Annotated in this window: 14 protein-coding genes and 2 riboswitches; of the genes, 5 read left to right on the forward strand and 9 right to left on the reverse strand. The window is 40.7% G+C overall.

The window, feature by feature from the left end; all coding sequences use genetic code 11:
- Nucleotides 1–74 precede the first annotated feature (74 nt).
- The 4 genes from KZA12_RS04840 to KZA12_RS04855 form a co-directional block, all read right to left on the reverse strand.
- Nucleotides 75–2,648, reverse strand: a complete 2,574-nt coding sequence (locus KZA12_RS04840; RefSeq protein ID WP_218689432.1) for a DUF3427 domain-containing protein — start codon at nucleotides 2,646–2,648, stop codon at nucleotides 75–77.
- The gene (locus KZA12_RS04845; protein ID WP_201622680.1) at nucleotides 2,645–3,043 is read right to left on the reverse strand and encodes a (deoxy)nucleoside triphosphate pyrophosphohydrolase; all 399 of its coding nucleotides are present in this window, start codon (nucleotides 3,041–3,043) and stop codon (nucleotides 2,645–2,647) included. Before KZA12_RS04845 ends, KZA12_RS04840 begins: the two co-directional genes overlap by 4 nt.
- Before the next feature lie 590 nt (nucleotides 3,044–3,633).
- Nucleotides 3,634–4,368, reverse strand: coding sequence for a DUF305 domain-containing protein (locus KZA12_RS04850; protein WP_218689433.1), 735 nt, complete (start codon nucleotides 4,366–4,368; stop codon nucleotides 3,634–3,636).
- Between the two features lie 41 nt (nucleotides 4,369–4,409).
- Nucleotides 4,410–5,009 (reverse strand): DUF411 domain-containing protein, encoded by a 600-nt coding sequence (locus KZA12_RS04855; protein ID WP_218689434.1) that lies wholly within the window; start codon nucleotides 5,007–5,009, stop codon nucleotides 4,410–4,412.
- Nucleotides 5,010–5,266: 257 nt separating this feature from the next.
- Here KZA12_RS04855 and KZA12_RS04860 point away from each other — a divergent pair, with 257 nt between their 5' ends.
- Together KZA12_RS04860 and KZA12_RS04865 are read left to right on the forward strand one after the other, a co-directional pair.
- Nucleotides 5,267–5,983, forward strand: a complete 717-nt coding sequence (locus KZA12_RS04860) for a heavy metal response regulator transcription factor (RefSeq protein ID WP_218689435.1) — start codon at nucleotides 5,267–5,269, stop codon at nucleotides 5,981–5,983.
- 1 nt (nucleotide 5,984) lies between these two features.
- A complete protein-coding gene (locus tag KZA12_RS04865) occupies nucleotides 5,985–7,421 on the forward strand; it encodes a heavy metal sensor histidine kinase (protein WP_218689436.1) in 1,437 nt (478 codons plus the stop codon).
- Nucleotides 7,422–7,503: 82 nt separating this feature from the next.
- On the opposite strand, the gene KZA12_RS04870 is transcribed toward KZA12_RS04865, so the two are convergent.
- The 5 genes from KZA12_RS04870 to KZA12_RS04890 form a co-directional block, all read right to left on the reverse strand.
- Nucleotides 7,504–8,715, reverse strand: a complete 1,212-nt coding sequence (locus KZA12_RS04870; RefSeq protein WP_218689437.1) for a globin domain-containing protein — start codon at nucleotides 8,713–8,715, stop codon at nucleotides 7,504–7,506.
- 479 nt (nucleotides 8,716–9,194) lie between these two features.
- A complete protein-coding gene (locus KZA12_RS04875; protein WP_218689438.1) occupies nucleotides 9,195–10,436 on the reverse strand; it encodes a VWA domain-containing protein in 1,242 nt (413 codons plus the stop codon).
- Nucleotides 10,437–10,487: 51 nt separating this feature from the next.
- Nucleotides 10,488–11,345: a MoxR family ATPase gene (locus KZA12_RS04880; protein ID WP_201622687.1), complete on the reverse strand. Its 858-nt coding sequence runs from the start codon at nucleotides 11,343–11,345 to the stop codon at nucleotides 10,488–10,490.
- 323 nt (nucleotides 11,346–11,668) lie between these two features.
- Nucleotides 11,669–12,523 (reverse strand): hypothetical protein, encoded by an 855-nt coding sequence (locus KZA12_RS14830; RefSeq protein WP_227677195.1) that lies wholly within the window; start codon nucleotides 12,521–12,523, stop codon nucleotides 11,669–11,671.
- Nucleotides 12,524–12,688: 165 nt separating this feature from the next.
- The gene (locus KZA12_RS04890) at nucleotides 12,689–13,009 is read right to left on the reverse strand and encodes a YcgL domain-containing protein (RefSeq protein WP_201622688.1); all 321 of its coding nucleotides are present in this window, start codon (nucleotides 13,007–13,009) and stop codon (nucleotides 12,689–12,691) included.
- A 484-nt stretch (nucleotides 13,010–13,493) separates the two neighbouring features.
- A riboswitch (glycine riboswitch) is annotated at nucleotides 13,494–13,622 on the forward strand.
- 56 nt (nucleotides 13,623–13,678) lie between these two features.
- Nucleotides 13,679–13,804: riboswitch (glycine riboswitch) on the forward strand.
- 170 nt (nucleotides 13,805–13,974) lie between these two features.
- Here KZA12_RS04890 and gcvT point away from each other — a divergent pair.
- The 3 genes from gcvT to KZA12_RS04905 all read left to right on the forward strand — a co-directional run bounded on the left by gcvT (nucleotide 13,975) and on the right by KZA12_RS04905 (nucleotide 16,576).
- Nucleotides 13,975–15,135: a glycine cleavage system aminomethyltransferase GcvT gene (gcvT, locus tag KZA12_RS04895; RefSeq protein WP_218689439.1), complete on the forward strand. Its 1,161-nt coding sequence runs from the start codon at nucleotides 13,975–13,977 to the stop codon at nucleotides 15,133–15,135.
- A 159-nt stretch (nucleotides 15,136–15,294) separates the two neighbouring features.
- Nucleotides 15,295–15,675, forward strand: coding sequence for a glycine cleavage system protein GcvH (gene gcvH / locus KZA12_RS04900; RefSeq protein WP_201622690.1), 381 nt, complete (start codon nucleotides 15,295–15,297; stop codon nucleotides 15,673–15,675).
- A gap of 130 nt (nucleotides 15,676–15,805) precedes the next feature.
- Nucleotides 15,806–16,576: a nitroreductase family protein gene (locus KZA12_RS04905; protein ID WP_218689440.1), complete on the forward strand. Its 771-nt coding sequence runs from the start codon at nucleotides 15,806–15,808 to the stop codon at nucleotides 16,574–16,576.
- The last annotated feature ends 72 nt before the right edge of the window (nucleotides 16,577–16,648 follow it).

Genomic DNA, 16,648 nt, shown 5'->3' on the forward strand with positions numbered 1-16,648 from the left:
AGGTCATCAAAGCTTTTCATGCTACCAGCCATTTGCTCAGCCAGTTTTTTAAGGTCAGATTGAGTAGTCATTGCTTATTCTCCGGTTAGTGGATTATAAGCAGTTACACAAAGTTTGGGAAACTCTCGAGCTACAGGATTTACTTTTCGATTCAAAATCCTAAACACATCTTTACGTGAGTACTTACGATATAGTTGAAAACCCTCAATAAAATCTAAAATTTTGAATTCTTTATTATATTGATAAATAGCGTAATCTGTACTGTCTATTAGAAACCTTACAAAAGTATCATTGGCTAAATAAGCTAAGAAATCAGGATGCCAATGAAATTTATTTTCTTTTATTTCAACAATATTAAAATTGTAAATCTCACCTATAGACTTTAATTTATTCTGGTATTTTTCAGTCACAAAACCCAAATTGAGGTTATTAATGACCGAATTTACGGCATCAAAGTTCATCTTATAGCCATACTGATGCCTTATTATAGATGCTAACTTATCAGTGGTAATAACCTCTCCTGCTAGGAGCATACTTAATACTAAGCTCTCCTCTATACGTTTAGTATTATTAATTTCTCTTGAAAAACTAATAAGTAGTTTGAGCTCATTTTCATTCAATTGCTCTAGAGTTTCTTCTTGCTCCTTAGCGAAATGATAAAATGATTTAGCATAGTTTACGTATGAGAAAGGCTCGCGAGCACCATGACGAACAAAATCCATCATCATGGGTGCATGGCCCAATTTCTGCTTCAGCATTTTGTAGTCTTGTACTAAGTCTTTTTTGGTTTGTAAGTTTGCCGTATCTATAGCTGCATAAATACGCTCTTTAGCTATTTTATCGAAACTTACGGTAGAGGTGCCAGGAATAAAACAGCTTTCACTAGCCATTAAACGTCGCAATGTATCTTTGTTATAGGAGTCATTACCATATAAAGCGATAGGAACCATAAAGTTATTTTTATAGTTACCGATAAAATCGATAACGGTAAGATATTCTTTATCCTCAGCCTTTCTTAGCCCACGCCCCAACTGTTGAACGAATATAATCGCTGACTCTGTAGGACGTAGCATCACAATCTGATTAATACAGGGAATATCGATTCCTTCATTAAAGATACCAACAGAAAATATATAATCAATTTTAGTCGAGGGATCGCAAGACTCTAAACGCTCTATTGCCTGATCACGCTGCTCCTCTGAACTTTCCCCTGTTAATGCTAAAGATGGTAAACCTTGATTATTAAATATATCAGCTAGAGACTTACACTCTTCAATATTAGAACAAAAAACGAGACCACGGACTTCGCCATTATCACAGCCATAAAGATCGATATAATTTAAAATGTGTTTAACGCGCTCTTTACTAATTAGTAGATTCAACATAGAAGTATCATCTATAGACCTATCATCGATACTTAAATCGGTAATACCGTAATAGTGAAAAGGCGCTAAGATGTCCATCTCCAATGCTTTTTGTAGCCGAATCTCATAAGCGATATTGTGATCGAAAATCTCGAAAACGTCACCGGCATCGGTACGCTCTGGGGTTGCCGTCATTCCTAAAAGAAATTGCGGTTTAAAGTAATCTAGTACTTTTTGATAAGATGCAGCACTGGCCCGATGAGCTTCGTCGATGACAATATAATCAAAAGCATCTGGAGCAAATTTTGCTAGATGATCGTCCCTTGAAAGAGTCTGTATAGTAGAGAATATATAATCACTTCCAGCTTCAACTGTTTTACCACTATATAAGCCAAAGGTTTTTTGATCTTTAAAAATAGAGTGATAAGTTTGTAAAGCTTTCTTAGCAATATTTGCCCGATGAACTATGAATAATAAGCGTTTAGCGCCGAAAATTAGGGCATCAAAAGTAGCAAGATAAGTTTTTCCTGTGCCAGTAGCTGAGATTAGTAAAGCTTTATCTTTACCTTGATCACGTAATGTTTCTAGATTTTTCAATGCTTCTTGCTGCATCTTATTGGGTTTAATGGTGCTTGCCGTAACAGAGCTAGATGGACTATAAGTGTGTTGAAAAAACAACTTTGCTTGTCGGTATAGTGACTCATAGTATTCTATATATTCAGGCGTTACTAAGAGGGCAGAATTAAACTCACTCTTAAACTCATTTATCGCTTGCTGAGATAAAGCACCGTTTTTACTAGAGCTGACTTTTAGATTCCACTCTTTATTAATGGTTAAAGCATTGGCTGTTAAGTTGCTACTACCAATGATTAGGTGATGAATATCAGAGTTACTAAATAGATAGCCTTTTGCATGAAAATTAGAATCTGTAGCGATTCGTACGTCTATATTTTTAAATTTTAGTAGCTCACGTAAAGCTTCTGGTTGAGTGAAGTTAAGGTATTGTGAAACTAATATACGACCTGGGACTTGTTTTTTTTCTAACTCAATTAGTTCTTGTTTTAGACAGGCAATACCACTAGTTGTGACGAATGCAACAGAGAACCAAAACTTATCGCTTGATTGCAGATGCTTGTTAATTGAGGTTAAAACTTTTTTTCCTTTGCCATCGTTGACTAACAACTGTGGCTTAAAATCATGTTTCGATGCTTGCGAGTGGTCTATAAAGCCAGATACCAAAGCACTTTTTAAGTCCTCATATATATTGCTGGTAACACGACTCATGACATTGACACCTTTAGCTGCTCGACAATAGGAATGTCTGCGGCGGCCCAATCAAGAGTATCAATTTTATAAACATCCAACCAAACAGCTTGCAGATGCTCAGTCAAGATCAAATTACGGTTAAGGGTTTTGCATATAAAACTGTGCATGATAATTTTGAAGTCTGGATAACTATGCTCAACGGTCATAAACAAGCGTTCAATACTAATTGATAGTTTAAGCTCTTCTTCTATTTCACGGGCTAAAGCTTGCTCTAAAGTTTCATTCTTCTCTAACTTTCCGCCTGGAAATTCAAATTTTCTTGAAAGATAAGCTAGCTTATTTTCACCTCTTTGAACACAGAGAAACTCCCCTTCATCAATGATAATGGCAGCAACCACTTCTATAGTTTTCATTATTATCCAATAAGTTTATTATTCAACTCTTCTCTACTGTTGTGAGTCGAAAAGTTCAATTATATATTGAGGTTAGAGAGACTCTCAAAAAGCAGCCTCATACTTTAAACCAGCAGCATAAGTTAATACCGTTGGACAGGTTTATAACAATGCTTTGATCTGACAGTATCAAGGTTAGATTTTATTACTACAAACGAGATAATATTTAAACCAGTATGGTTTAACAACCTATAAGAACAACAGAATGATCTAGGATAATAGCTTTCAAGATAAAGAAGCCATAAGCTACTAATTTTAGGTTTTATTATCGATTAATAGCTACTACTGAGAACAACTATTAATCAAAACCGCAAGGTAGGTTATAGCTCAGTATGTTGAATATGGCAAGAGTTAAAACTTCTCTTTGAGGTCTTTGAAAAGAAATAAAGCAGGACGTCACCCAGCTTAAAATCAACCCTACTAAAATCTCAAAATAATATCGTATAGCTCAAAGCAAACATCCCCTGCTAGCACTAATGCTTGGCAGAGGATGTGTTTTATACTTACCGCTTTTACAGCACAGTTGTGATAGTCAGCTGCTGCTTAAAAGTCTAAGCTTTGTTGTTAGCGAGCCAGTTTTGCATCTGCTCGATTTCAGCTTTTTGCGCATCAATGACTTGTTGCGCAAGCTTAAGCATTTCAGCATCTTTACCATATTTAAGCTCTACTTCAGCCATATCTACTGCGCTATTGTGATGCGGTAACATGCCCCGAGCAAAGGCTATATCAGCGACAGGGTCAGCGATACCAGTCATCATCTCACTATGCATAGCGTCCATACCTTTGGCATAAGCTTGTTGCATAGCCTTGGTATCAGCGGTAGGTTCAGTAGCGTCAGGATGACTTGCCAGCCAAGTTTGCATAGTAGTAATCTCAGACTGCTGCGCATCGATAATTTGTTGCGCCAACTTACGCATCTCTTCATCTTTACCATACTTTAACTCAATCTTTGCCATATCTACAGCGCCGATATGATGTCCCAGCATGCTTTGGGCGAACGCCGTATCAGGGTCGTTATAGTCCATACCTTTCATCATTTCTACATTCATACTAGTCATAGCAGCCGTGTAGTCTTTGAGCATTTCGGTCATAGGCGCGCCCTCTGCTGGCGTCATGTCCATGTTAGTCATATCATGACCTGAATGCGCCTCTGTAGCTGCAGTCGTTTCAGTAGCTACTGCTTCTGCTGGGGCAGCTTCTTCAGAGGTGGGCTGACAAGCGCTGACTAACAATGCGGCACTAATACTAGCAATAACCGCTAAGCGTGATTGATATCTGGTTTTCATACTCTATCCTTACTTTTAAAGGTTTTGAATTGCACAATAAACTAAAGCTGCTGGTCGCTGGTTTCGATACTGGCATAAACTTCACTACTGCCATCTTTATTGATCTGCATAACTTGATAAGGCATAAACTGGTTGTCATACTCCATACCCGGACTACCCATCGGCATGCCAGGGACAGCCAGTCCCAGCGCTTGAATAGGCGGCTTGGCTAAAAACTCTGCGACATATTTGGCAGGTACATGACCTTCGAACACATAGCCATCAGTAGTGACCGTAGTATGGCAAGAGCGCATATCGTTAGGCACACTATAACGATCCTTTAATGAAGCTAAATCTTTAGGATGCTTAGCGATAGCACTCATACCATTGCTTTGCGCATAATCTATCCAGTCCTTACAGCAGCTACAATCTATATCTTTATAGACAGTCGCTGAGACGTTGTTTAGTAATGTTGGGTTACTGATTGCTGCGGTGACAGCGGTTAACTTCTGGTTTTGCCCAGCATCAGCTTTAGGGCTATTAGCAGCCTCTATAGCCTCCGTTTGGCCACAAGCGAATAATGTTGAGCTCAATATTAATAACAACACTGGAGCAGATAAATGACGATATTTAGCAGAAAAAAGACGGTTGTAGCTTGGCATAAAACTATCCTTGCACTTCAATATAACATAGTTAGTAGGTGATAATAGCTGTCAAGCTACCATGCTGATTCTGACCCCAAGATGACGCTTAGATGACAATACTGTCATGTTAAGATTGTTAGCTACTAATACGCTGCGCCTTGCTCTATCATCAGGTAAAAAATACCGTTACCACGCAAAAATCTTCTCCTCTGAGCACGCTATTGAGTGGTATAACGCTAAGTCATCTACCCACAAGTTATTTAATCAGGTGCTATATGAAAGTTTTATTAGTCGAAGATGAATTATCACTTGGCGAATATATTAAAAAAGGCTTAACCGAAGCCGGCTTTATCGTTGAGCATAAAACCACCGGACTCGATGGCTATCACGCCTTGATAACACAGGATTTCAAGGTAGTAGTCATGGATGTGATGCTACCTGATATTAGCGGCTTTGAGCTAGTGCGCAATTATCGCGCCGCCGGTAACAGCACTCCAGTATTATTCTTGACCGCAAAAGACGATTTAAGTGATCGTATAAAAGGTATCGAGATTGGTGGTGATGACTATTTGACTAAGCCTTTTGCTTTTGCTGAGCTACTAGTGAGAATAAAAAGTTTATTGCGCCGCGCCAATCATGCGCAATATAAAAGTACCGTCCTGCACATTGCTGATCTAAAAATGGATATCGCTAAACGTAGCGTCCATAGAGGGGAGCAAGCTATTATTTTGACGGCGAAAGAATTTGCCCTATTACAGTTTTTTCTTGAGCATCAAGGCGAAGTACTCCCACGCTCAGTTATCGCCTCTCAAGTCTGGGATATGAACTTTGATAGCGATACTAACGTCATAGATGTTGCTATTCGACGTTTAAGAATAAAAATCGATGATGCTTATCCTATAAAGCTAATACGTACCGTTCGCGGCATGGGCTATCGGCTAGAGGCCGTAGACAGCAGCGATATTACAGAAACCGGTACGGAAACTCATTAGCATGACGCCTCTCACTACTGATCGACGCTTATCACTACTATGGCGAACGATCTTATTATTGACAGTCTTTGTGATGATCACGCAGATATTTTTGTATATATGGATACAGCATTCTGTCAGAGGCCATTTTGAGCAAATGGATAGCGAAACTTTGACTCATGCTGCTTTTAACTTACGCCAGCGTATGAGCGCTACTGCACTTGAGCAACCCAGCACCCCTGAACTCGCTAAGCAGACTGTTAATAGTCCGCAGCTAGATCAGCAGCCCCTTGCCAATCCTAAGCTTGATTATGAAGTAAAGATCATCATTGCTAATAAAAGTGGTCAAATCCTCAGCAGCTCACCTACAGGCTTTACCAGTGCCGCTGATAGTGCTTCCCTACAGCACTTATGGCAACGTCAGTTTGACCAGCCTTTTAATCTACGGTTTAATAATCATCATTATCGTGCTCTTATTATTGAACAGGCTGACTACTTAGCGCTGATTGCTCTGCCTATGGATGTCCATCATCAATACCTTATCCAATTCAACCGCCAACTGATCTTTATATTAATCGCTATTACTTTTTTATTAGTATCCGTTGCCGCCTTTAGCGTCCATTTAGGCTTTGCACCGCTAGCGACTTTTAGTTATAAAATGCAGCGCATCAACGCCGAACAACTCAGCGATAGAATTACCGTCAGCAAGATGCCTAGTGAGTTACGACCATTGGCTGATGCTTATAACGCTATGATGGATAAGCTTGAACATAATTTTGACTCAATATCACGCTTTTCAGATGATATTGCTCATGAGCTACGCACCCCACTGGCGACTTTGAGCACTCAAACCCAAGTGATGCTCAGTAAGCCTAGAGACAATAGCGAATATGTCGAGCAGCTGCATCATCAACATGACACTTTACATCAGTTATCTGCTCTCATTAATAATATGCTACTGCTAGCTAAGACTCAAAAGGGGCTTTATCGCTCGCAGTTAAATCAGGTTAATACGGCCACTTTACTCACTAAACTGCTCAGTTATTATGAAGTGATAGCAGAAGATAGAGGCATAACTTTTATCAAGAGTAGTAATTTTCCAGAGCTACTGGGTGATGAAAGTCTGTTGCAGCGCTTATTTGCTAACTTGCTATCCAATGCTATTTATTACGCCGCAACTGACAGCGTGATTACTATCGGAGTCGCTGCTACTAGCACAGCGTCCAAGACTAAAATAACTATAAGCAATCAATTAGCTAAGCCGATGACGCAAATAGAAGCTGATAAACTATTCGAACGTTTTTATCGCCATGATAAAGATAACCTCTGGCATGCTGGCACAGGGCTAGGTTTATCAATTGTGCAGGCTATAGCTGGCGCCCATAATGGCAAGATAAGTATCATAATAAAAGATCAATATACTTTTGAGGTTCATATCACCTTGCCTATAGTTCAGTAATATAACTAGCTTTTCTGCGTGCTTAAATGATAGTTAATCAATCAAAACCGCAACTTACAAGCTAAGCCACTGATTACTAATTTTAGTTAATCTCTAAGCTCATTTTAGGACCAAAAGGCTCGTAGTGAACACTATCAACGCTGTGTTGTAGAGTAGTCAAACCATTGATCATACTTTGCATAAAGGGCATTGATCCGCAAACATAAATATCAGCAGGCTTAGGTAGCGTGGCCAGATAGCTCTCCTCTAATAGCTGCCCTTTTTCGAAATAAAAGATGTTTTTATCTACTTGTTGCGCGCCAGCTAAACAGTTATCGACTTGCGCTTTAAAGCCGTGATGCTGCTCATTTTGACAAGCATATGCCCAAATAACAGGTCGTTGCGGATTGGCCGTTACTTGCGCCTCTAGCATAGCTAATATAGGGGTAATGCCAACACCTGCACTGATCAATACTAGCGGAATTTCATTCTGATGTATCAGCGCTTTATTAAGAGCAAAATCGCCCGCTGGTGCGGATAACAAAATAGTCTCGCCCACTTGCAGTTCGTCATGCAGATAGTTAGAAACTAAACCTGAGTGCCCATCGCGATTGTCTCTTTTTACCGCAAACTGAATACCTTTTTCAGTGCTCGCTGAGTTTAAAGAATAATGACGCAAAGCTAAATGATCGCTATTTTTAGGATCGGTTTTTACGGTGATATATTGACCCGCTGTTAGAGTTAGTTGACTCAAATCAATGCTTTGGTTATCAAGTTGGTTGCCAGCTTGATTGGCATTTACTGGTAGTACAGTAAAAGCTGCAATATCAGTAGCTACTGCTACTTTTTCAATCACTTTAAAGCTAGCAAAGCCTTGCCACATAGCTTCCTTATACATCCCTTTTTCAAGCTCAATAAACACTCCAGCAATTTCGTCATAAGCCTCTGTCCAAGCCTCAATAATGTCATCGCTCGCCCCTTCACCCAGCACTTGCTTGATAGCGCCGATTAAGTGCTTACCTACGATCGGGTAATGCTCTGGCAAAATCTGCAAAGCCCGATGCTTATGACTGATTTCAGTTACTTGTGGCAATAACACGGCTAAATGCTCAAGATGTTTAGCCGCGGCTAATACCGTCGTTGCTAAAGCGGTCTGTTGGCGACCCAGTTTTTGATTGGTTTTATTAAAAATATCTAATAGCTCAGGATGCTCAACGAACATGTTTTGATAAAACACATTGGTAATAGCTGTGCCATGCGCCTCAAGTACTGGAACTGTGGCTTTTACGATTGCTATAGTTTCTGCGCTAGCCATTATGTCTCTCTTAGTAGTGGTTGATATTAATAAGTTTAGGTAATACAGCGAGCGATAGCGACTAGCGTTGCTCAAAGCAATTATGTGCTCAGCCGTCAGACAATAGCGCCATCATTATCTATAAGATATATTTAAAATGAATGTTATCATAATTGTGAAATAATACCAATAAAATATCAGTACCCGCTACTGTTAATGACAGATTTTTCTATTTGATTGGGCCTTAATAATCGCAGAAATATTCAACGAAAGTATTGCAAAATATTGGGAAAATACTACAAAACCAGCCCTCAAAGTCCTCAATAATCGCTATACAGAGATGATAATTAAAATAAAAAACGCTTTATGCTAAATAAAAAAAGCCGCTATGAAGGAGTTCCATAACGACTGCTTGGCTGATTTTACTGATTTTACTGATTTTACTGATTTTGTAAGGATTCAGTGATATCCATTTATAATAAAGGCTTCTTATCTACTTACTACCGCGCTAAATAACTAGTCATATCTTCAATGCCATGCAGCGTCATCGGATACATTTGCTCGTTCATTAAGGTTTTTATCTCCCCAATAGTTTGAGTATAAGACCAATAGCTAGGGTTTTCCGGATTTAGCCAAGCTACTTTATCAAAATGGGCTAGTACCCGTTTTAGCCAAACGACACCAGCTTCATTATTCATATACTCAACGCTGCCGCCTACTGAAAACAACTCATAAGGAGACATCGACGCATCACCCACGAATATCACTCGATACTCACGACCATACTTGTTTAATAGCTCAAAGGTTGGCATAGGCGCGCTATGGCGACGGTTATTGTCCTTCCATACATAGTCATAGAGACAATTATGAAAATAGAAAAAATCCAAGGTTTTGAATTCATTTTTAGCGGCTGAAAACAGTTTCTCTAAAGCTTCAACATGCACATCCATACTGCCACCCACATCGAATAGCATTAGCACTTTGACCCGATTACGGCGTTCAGCTTGCATATGAATATCGAGCACACCCTTTTTGGCAGTGCGCTTGATAGTCTCGTGGATGTCTAACTCATCAGCACTACCGGTACGGGCAAATTGGCGCAAATTACGTAGCGCCATCTGTATTTGCCGAGTACCGAGTAAACTATCATCATCAAGGTTGCGGTATTTGCGCTGCTCCCACACCTTCACCGCACTACGCTTGCGCGATTCGCCACCGACTCGCACCCCTTCTGGATGATCGCCATAAGACCCGAACGGTGAGCTGCCACCAGTTCCAACCCATTTACTACCGCCTTGATGGCGCTCTTTTTGCTCTTTAAGGCGTTCTTCCAACACTTTCATCAGCTCCTCAAGCGAGCCGTATTTTTTTAACAGTCGCCGTTGCTCATCAGTTAGATTATTAGGATCAAGCTTAAGATCTAGCCACTCTTGCGGGATATCAGTCAGCTTAGCCATTAGCTCATCGATATCTAAGCTATCAACGCCTTCAAAATAATCCGCCATCGCCCGATCGAACTTATCGAAATGGCGCTCATCTTTGACCATACACAAGCGAATAAGTCGATACATATCCTCGCGACTAGCGAAAGCACGTGGCTGCCAATCTTGTTGACTTTGCCGCTCATCAACATACGGCTGCATCATCAATCCATGCTCAAGCGCCGCATTGAGATCGAGCAGCTCACGAGTAGTGACGGGCACGCCGTAACTACGCAAGGTATAGAATAGTTTGACAAACATAAAGCACGCCTCCCTTATTAGCGAATGTTCTCAGCAGGCCTATTAGCCTATTTAACGGCGCATCAAATTAGCAAAGCGCTGTAACAGGTTGACATCGGCTTCATTTTTAAGCAGCGCCCCATAAAGCGGTGGAATAGACTTTTCCCCGCGTAAATTTTCTTCTAGCTCAGCTTGTGCCATATCATCGGCCAATAATAAGGTCAACCAATCGACTAATTCTGAAGTTGATGGTGGCTTTTTTAGTCCTTGCACATTACGTAATTTATAAAAGACATCTAAAGCGTCGTTGACCAGTTTTTGTTGGATATTAGGGAAATGCACGTCAATAATTTGACGCATAGTTTGCTCTTCTGGGAAATCAATATAATGGAAGAAACAACGACGTAAAAAAGCATCTGGCAGCTCTTTTTCATTGTTTGAAGTGATAATAACTACCGGACGCTGCTCGGCCGTAATAGTCTCGCCAGTCTCATAGACATAGAATGACATCTTATCGAGCTCGTGCAGTAAGTCATTGGGGAACTCAATATCAGCTTTATCGACCTCATCGATCAATAACACGCTGCGCTGTTCGCTAGTAAAAGCCTCCCACAGCTTACCGGGTTTAATGTAATTACCAATCTCATAAACCTTATCATCACCCATTTGTGAGTCACGTAGACGGGATACCGCATCGTATTCGTATAAGCCTTGCTCAGCTTTAGTCGTTGATTTAATGTGCCAAGTAATTAAGGGCATACCCAAACTGGCGGCGACTTCTTCGGCTAATAAGGTTTTTCCAGTACCAGGCTCACCTTTAATAAGTAACGGCTTTTGCAGCGTCATAGCGGCATTTACCGCCAGTTGCAAGTCATCGGTAGCGATATAACTATCGGTGCCAGTAAAGCTTTTTTTAGCGCTATTAGTCATAGTATCAGTCTCAGTGATTATATTTATTTAATAAATTAACAAGCTATTAGATGCACAGCTGTTAGATTCAAGGCCATTAGATCAAAAGCTATTAGATCAAAAACCATCAGATCAATAACAGTTACTAGCGAATAATTTTATAGGGTTGAAGATTAGCACAGCCTATGACAATGCCCAAATACTGATGCGTCTGCGTTTTTGCTAAAGCTCAACATTAGCGCTATAGCCGACTGCTAGCAGATAACAAACAGCCACCCATAAAAAAGACACTATTAAGTGTCTTTTTTATTAATTATTTATTCAAAGTTATGTCTGCGCAGGCTTTACTTACTGTCTTCGCCTTTTTTGTCGCTGGGTACTATTGGGTCTTGAACCGGGTTTTTACTATAAAAGCCCTCGACTGGCTTTCTGCTTATCGCTGTATCTCGATTAACCTTTTTAGTGGTTAGCTGGCTATCTGCAAGCTTACTGGCTTTAAGCTTATTAGCATCAGAGTCAATAAACGTTTCAGCGCTAGTAGTTGGGTTAGCACTACTAGCTAGCTTAGAGCTGGCTACTGTTTTGCCAGTATTAGCCTTGTTCTTAAGTATAGCGAACGGTAGCGGTTGCTTAGCTTCTACAGGCTCGACTGCTACTGAGCCATCCTGCGGCAAATAGTTACCACCCGCCAGCTGCATAGTTGCTTGAGTATCAGCCGCAGTATGTTGACGAGCTTTATCCAAACTTGTCTCAAATGCCCCACGGATTAGCTGCCATATAAAGCCCACAAACAAGCCGACTACTAGCACTACTAATATAGGTAAGGCATTACTAATAGCACCGGCAGTATCTTTCATCATGATGGCATATACCACACTGATGCTGGCTGGCGCTATAATACTAGGATCATTGAGCGCCGTACCTGGTGCTAATAACACCGCAAATAGGATCATCCAGCTCATACCACCAAAAGGTCGTGGCAACATTCTAGCCACTAATACCCAAAGTAAAAGTACCAAAATGGCCCCACCAAGATAAGCATACATCGGCAAATCAGCTGGCGGGACGCCTTTGACCATTTGGCTCCACCAAATGACAATCTCACCAAGAATGTCACTGATTTTCTCTAATGGTAAACTATTTAAAATGCTTTTTAACCAATCCATGCGTGTTTGACTACCTGCGTTTATAAGTGGCATAGCACAATGCTATAGCAATGACCCTAGCGTATGCATGCACAATAAGCCGCTAGTTTATCACGACTTTATGCCAAAATGCATACCTTACCCTTAGCAACAGCGCTTTTTTTATCTATAAACGCCGCTTATTATGTTAACTCTCTACTCACAACCCTAATGCTTTTATCAGTCATAAATGTTGTCTTGAGCTTCACGTGCTCTGAGTTCCGCTTGCTTGCGCATAACGTCTTGTGGCGGCAGCTGAACAAAATACCCTTGAGACTTAAGCTTGGCGAGCACTTCTTCTTTATCGACGCGCGCCAGTTTTTCTGTGGCTGCTAAATCCAAATGCATCACAAACTTACTGACTCCTAAACCTTTACGAAAGTCTTTAGGAACCACGCTGAGCCAATCTTTGATCTCATCAGTATCATCAGGATAGCCAGGGCGAGCGATATAAATGTACATATCATCATGCTTGGGGAATTTGTAAATATCACAATGCATAAAATAGACCTATAAGGTAAAAAGGATTACAACCAATAAATAAACGTTAAATACGTTAATGGATACTACTAGCCTAGCATAACTTATTTTATTCTCAATAGTAGCTTTGCGTATTAGCAGCGGGCTGGCAATCTGTAACCACCGCTTTATTGTCAAATTAGTGTCAAATTAGTGTCAAATTAGTGTCAAAGCAGAGGCCGTTACTAATATTAATAGTTAAAAAAACTTCTAAACTTGCCAGCCATAGCCAATTGACCGTTAGAGAACTAATAAGGCTACCAGCAGTAGTATTAGCTTATTATCTAACTCAGCATTGTATTGTACAATGCCCTCAAAATTATACGCTAAGCTTTTGTTAGAGGGTAGCGACTAGAGTTATAAGAGTTCTGCCAACCAAAAACAATACTAGGGTGCGTTTTTACCAAATTTATTGACTTTAATCCCTTTAGTAGCTTGTAAAATAGTTATGAACCTTTCATAATAATAGCGTTTCTCAGGAGAGAGTTTTATAACCAAAGGCGACATTTACTAATGTGGCTTAATAATGCTTATAAAACCACCGAAGGCGCATCTACCCTGCCAATCGCTCAGGTAAAAGGACTGAAAAACACATGCCGTAAGTTTTAATTGATGCTGTTATTTTTTAATAGCTGTCATTGCAGCTTAAGGCATAACAAATCTGGAGAGCGGTAAAGATCTATATCCTTACCCACCGAAGGGGAGAAAACGCGACATCCTATAGCTTATAGCGATGCTCGTGTTGAAAATCTCAGGTCACAGGACAGATAGGGCTATTGCTCAATCAGACATTTTTGGTCTTTTTGGCTTGCAGCTTTGTTGTGTGCGCCACCTTTTGTGGTAATAATGCCCTTTGTATTATTACTTCTCGTTACTTTATAGCCACTGTCTACCTTGCTATTATTGCTTATTAATTAGCATCGACAGTGTCTACACAAGGATTTGTTATGACCGATATCTCTTCTCAAGCTCCTCAACGCACTCCTCTATATCAGTCTCACATCGATAGCGATGGCAAATTAGTAGACTTTTCAGGTTGGGAATTACCAATCAATTACGGTTCACAAATCGAAGAACACGAAGCTGTTCGTACTGATGCTGGGATGTTCGACGTCTCACATATGGTCATAGTTGATGTTAAAGGTGCAGACAGCAAGGCATGGCTACAAAAGCTGCTAGCTAATGATGTCAATAAACTAAAAATCGTTGGTAAAGCTTTATACTCGCCTATGCTTAATGAGCAAGGCGGCATCATCGATGACTTAATTGTTTACTTATCAAACAGCGAAGAGACGGCTTACCGTATCGTTTCAAACGCTGCAACTCATGACAAAGATATTGCACAGTTCCATAAAGTCGCTGAAGGCTTCGACGTTGAGCTAACTGAACGTACTGAGTTAGCTATGCTAGCGGTTCAAGGCCCTAATGCTGTTGCAAAACTGATCCAAGCTAAGCCAAGTTGGGCGGATACTTTAGCAAAAATAACGCCTTTTGTTGGTGCTGACTTGACTGATATTGAAGGTAGCGATTGGTTCGTGGCACGCACCGGCTATACTGGTGAAGATGGCGTCGAAGTCATTATGCATGCTGATAATGCTCCTGCTTTTTTTGAGCAGCTTAAAGCTGTAGGTATCAAGCCTGCCGGTCTTGGCGCACGTGATACTTTGCGTATGGAAGCTGGCATGAACTTATACGGTCACGATATGGATGAAACCATCAGCCCGTACGAGTGTAATATGGGCTGGACGCTAGCCTTAAAAGATGAGCGCGACTTCATTGGTCGTGAAGCATTGGTCATAAAGCGCGAGCAAGCTAAAGAAGACAACACCGCTATGAAGCAAGTCGGCTTGTTATTGACTACTCGTGGTGTAATACGCGAAGGTATGGCAGTGTCTATCAATCAAGGTACTGACAATGAGCAAACGGGTATTATCACTAGTGGTACTTTTTCGCCAACTCTAAAAAACTCTATCGCTATAGCTCGTGTTCCTATGAGCCTATCCGATGAAGATAATGTACAAATTGACTTACGTGGTAAAGGTAAGTTTGTAGACGTCCGTGTCCTAAAGCTACCTTTTGTGCGTAATGGCGAACAACAATTTAGTTAATTTTTATTTCGTATTGGCTAGGTTCAACCAATAGTATTTGTTTAGCGGTTAAGTAGACTTTTACCCTACCTTGTTCTATTAACCGCTGCTATTAACGGGTTATTTGTAATTGTTAATTTTTCAAATATTTTTTAAAAACTATCCTTAAAGGAGCACTTTATGAGCAACGTCCCAGCAGAACTAAAATATATTGCTAGCCACGAATGGTTACGTTTAGAAGACGACGGTACTATCACTGTTGGTATTACTGATCACGCCCAAGACTTACTTGGTGACGTAGTATTCGTTGAGTTACCAGATGTTGGCGATATCATCGCCGTTGATGACGAAATTTCAGTGGTTGAATCTGTTAAAGCTGCCTCTGACGTTTATGCTCCACTCTCTGGTGAAGTTGTCGCTATTAACGAAAGTTTAGAAGATGATCCTGAAATCATCAACTCTGACCCGTATGGCGAAGGTTGGTTCTTTAGAATGAAGCCTGACAATATGGCCGACTATGAAGCCTTATTAAGCGCTGAAGAATACGAAAGCGAGCTGTAAGCTTTTGCTCACTGCCCTATCTTTTTGACTCATAGCTATTCGCAGATACTAGCGTCAGTTGGTATCTGTCACCATCTCGTCTTATCCCCTATTATTTATCATCTAACGTTATCTTGTTCTGGAGTCACTCATGAAACCAGCTGATACCACCGACCATATTGATTCAACTGATATGGCGACACCTACTTATACTCCACAATTACAAGCATTCCAGCAAGTGGTAGAGTCACGTCGCTCAGTGCGTCGCTTTACTGACACCCCTATCCCTGATGCGGTATTGGCTGATTGTTTGCGCTTAGCTATGTTAGCGCCCAACTCAAGCAATTTGCAGCCTTGGGAATTCTATGTGATTGATAGCGCTGCTAAGCGTGAATTAGCGGTAAAAAACTGCATGGGTCAAAACGCTGCCAAGACCGCAGCACGTCTGATTGCAGTAGTCGCTCGTACTGATAATTGGCATGAACATGCGCAGCAAGTTTTGCGTGAATATCCTATTCAGCCTGTACCCAAAAAAGTTAAAAGCTACTACACTCAAGCAGTCACTATGGACTTTATACGTGGACCAGTAAACGCTCTATCTGTCGCCAAATGGAGTGCTGCGCAAGTGTTTAGACGAGTTAAAGGCCCAATAAAATCGCCTTATTATACTTTTGATGATGTCAAAAACTGGGCGACCAATAACACTGCTCTTGGCGCCGAAAACTTGATGTTAGCCTTACGTGCTCATGGTTTTGATAGCTGTCCTATGGGCGGTTTTGATGAGCCTGCGATGAAGGATCTGTTGAACTTGAGCGATGACCATCATATCGTGATGATGATAGGTGCTGGTGAACGGGCAGATAATGGCATTTATCACTCACAGTTTCGCTTCGATCAGCAGCAGCTTGTACACTACGTTTAACGCATAACGGTTAAAGTTCAGCGCTTAAGCTTTAATGAGTAAAGCTCAGCATTATTTTTAAGCTAATAGTTA

It is taken from the genome of Psychrobacter sp. BF1 (assembly GCF_019279065.1).
GTDB lineage: Bacteria > Pseudomonadota > Gammaproteobacteria > Pseudomonadales > Moraxellaceae > Psychrobacter > Psychrobacter urativorans.

What these genes read in the sequence shown, in the direction of transcription:
- KZA12_RS04875 (WP_218689438.1), bottom strand. Translation starts at nt 10,436, where the DNA reads ATGTTTGTCAAACTATTCTATACCTTGCGTAGTTACGGCGTGCCCGTC.
- KZA12_RS04855 (WP_218689434.1), bottom strand. Translation starts at nt 5,009, where the DNA reads ATGCCAAGCTACAACCGTCTTTTTTCTGCTAAATATCGTCATTTATCT.
- KZA12_RS14830 (WP_227677195.1), bottom strand. Translation starts at nt 12,523, where the DNA reads ATGCCACTTATAAACGCAGGTAGTCAAACACGCATGGATTGGTTAAAA.
- KZA12_RS04890 (WP_201622688.1), bottom strand. Translation starts at nt 13,009, where the DNA reads ATGCATTGTGATATTTACAAATTCCCCAAGCATGATGATATGTACATT.
- KZA12_RS04845 (WP_201622680.1), bottom strand. Translation starts at nt 3,043, where the DNA reads ATGAAAACTATAGAAGTGGTTGCTGCCATTATCATTGATGAAGGGGAG.
- gcvT (WP_218689439.1), top strand. Translation starts at nt 13,975, where the DNA reads ATGACCGATATCTCTTCTCAAGCTCCTCAACGCACTCCTCTATATCAG.
- KZA12_RS04870 (WP_218689437.1), bottom strand. Translation starts at nt 8,715, where the DNA reads ATGGCTAGCGCAGAAACTATAGCAATCGTAAAAGCCACAGTTCCAGTA.
- KZA12_RS04850 (WP_218689433.1), bottom strand. Translation starts at nt 4,368, where the DNA reads ATGAAAACCAGATATCAATCACGCTTAGCGGTTATTGCTAGTATTAGT.
- gcvH (WP_201622690.1), top strand. Translation starts at nt 15,295, where the DNA reads ATGAGCAACGTCCCAGCAGAACTAAAATATATTGCTAGCCACGAATGG.
- KZA12_RS04905 (WP_218689440.1), top strand. Translation starts at nt 15,806, where the DNA reads ATGAAACCAGCTGATACCACCGACCATATTGATTCAACTGATATGGCG.
- KZA12_RS04860 (WP_218689435.1), top strand. Translation starts at nt 5,267, where the DNA reads ATGAAAGTTTTATTAGTCGAAGATGAATTATCACTTGGCGAATATATT.
- KZA12_RS04840 (WP_218689432.1), bottom strand. Translation starts at nt 2,648, where the DNA reads ATGAGTCGTGTTACCAGCAATATATATGAGGACTTAAAAAGTGCTTTG.
- KZA12_RS04880 (WP_201622687.1), bottom strand. Translation starts at nt 11,345, where the DNA reads ATGACTAATAGCGCTAAAAAAAGCTTTACTGGCACCGATAGTTATATC.
- KZA12_RS04865 (WP_218689436.1), top strand. Translation starts at nt 5,985, where the DNA reads ATGACGCCTCTCACTACTGATCGACGCTTATCACTACTATGGCGAACG.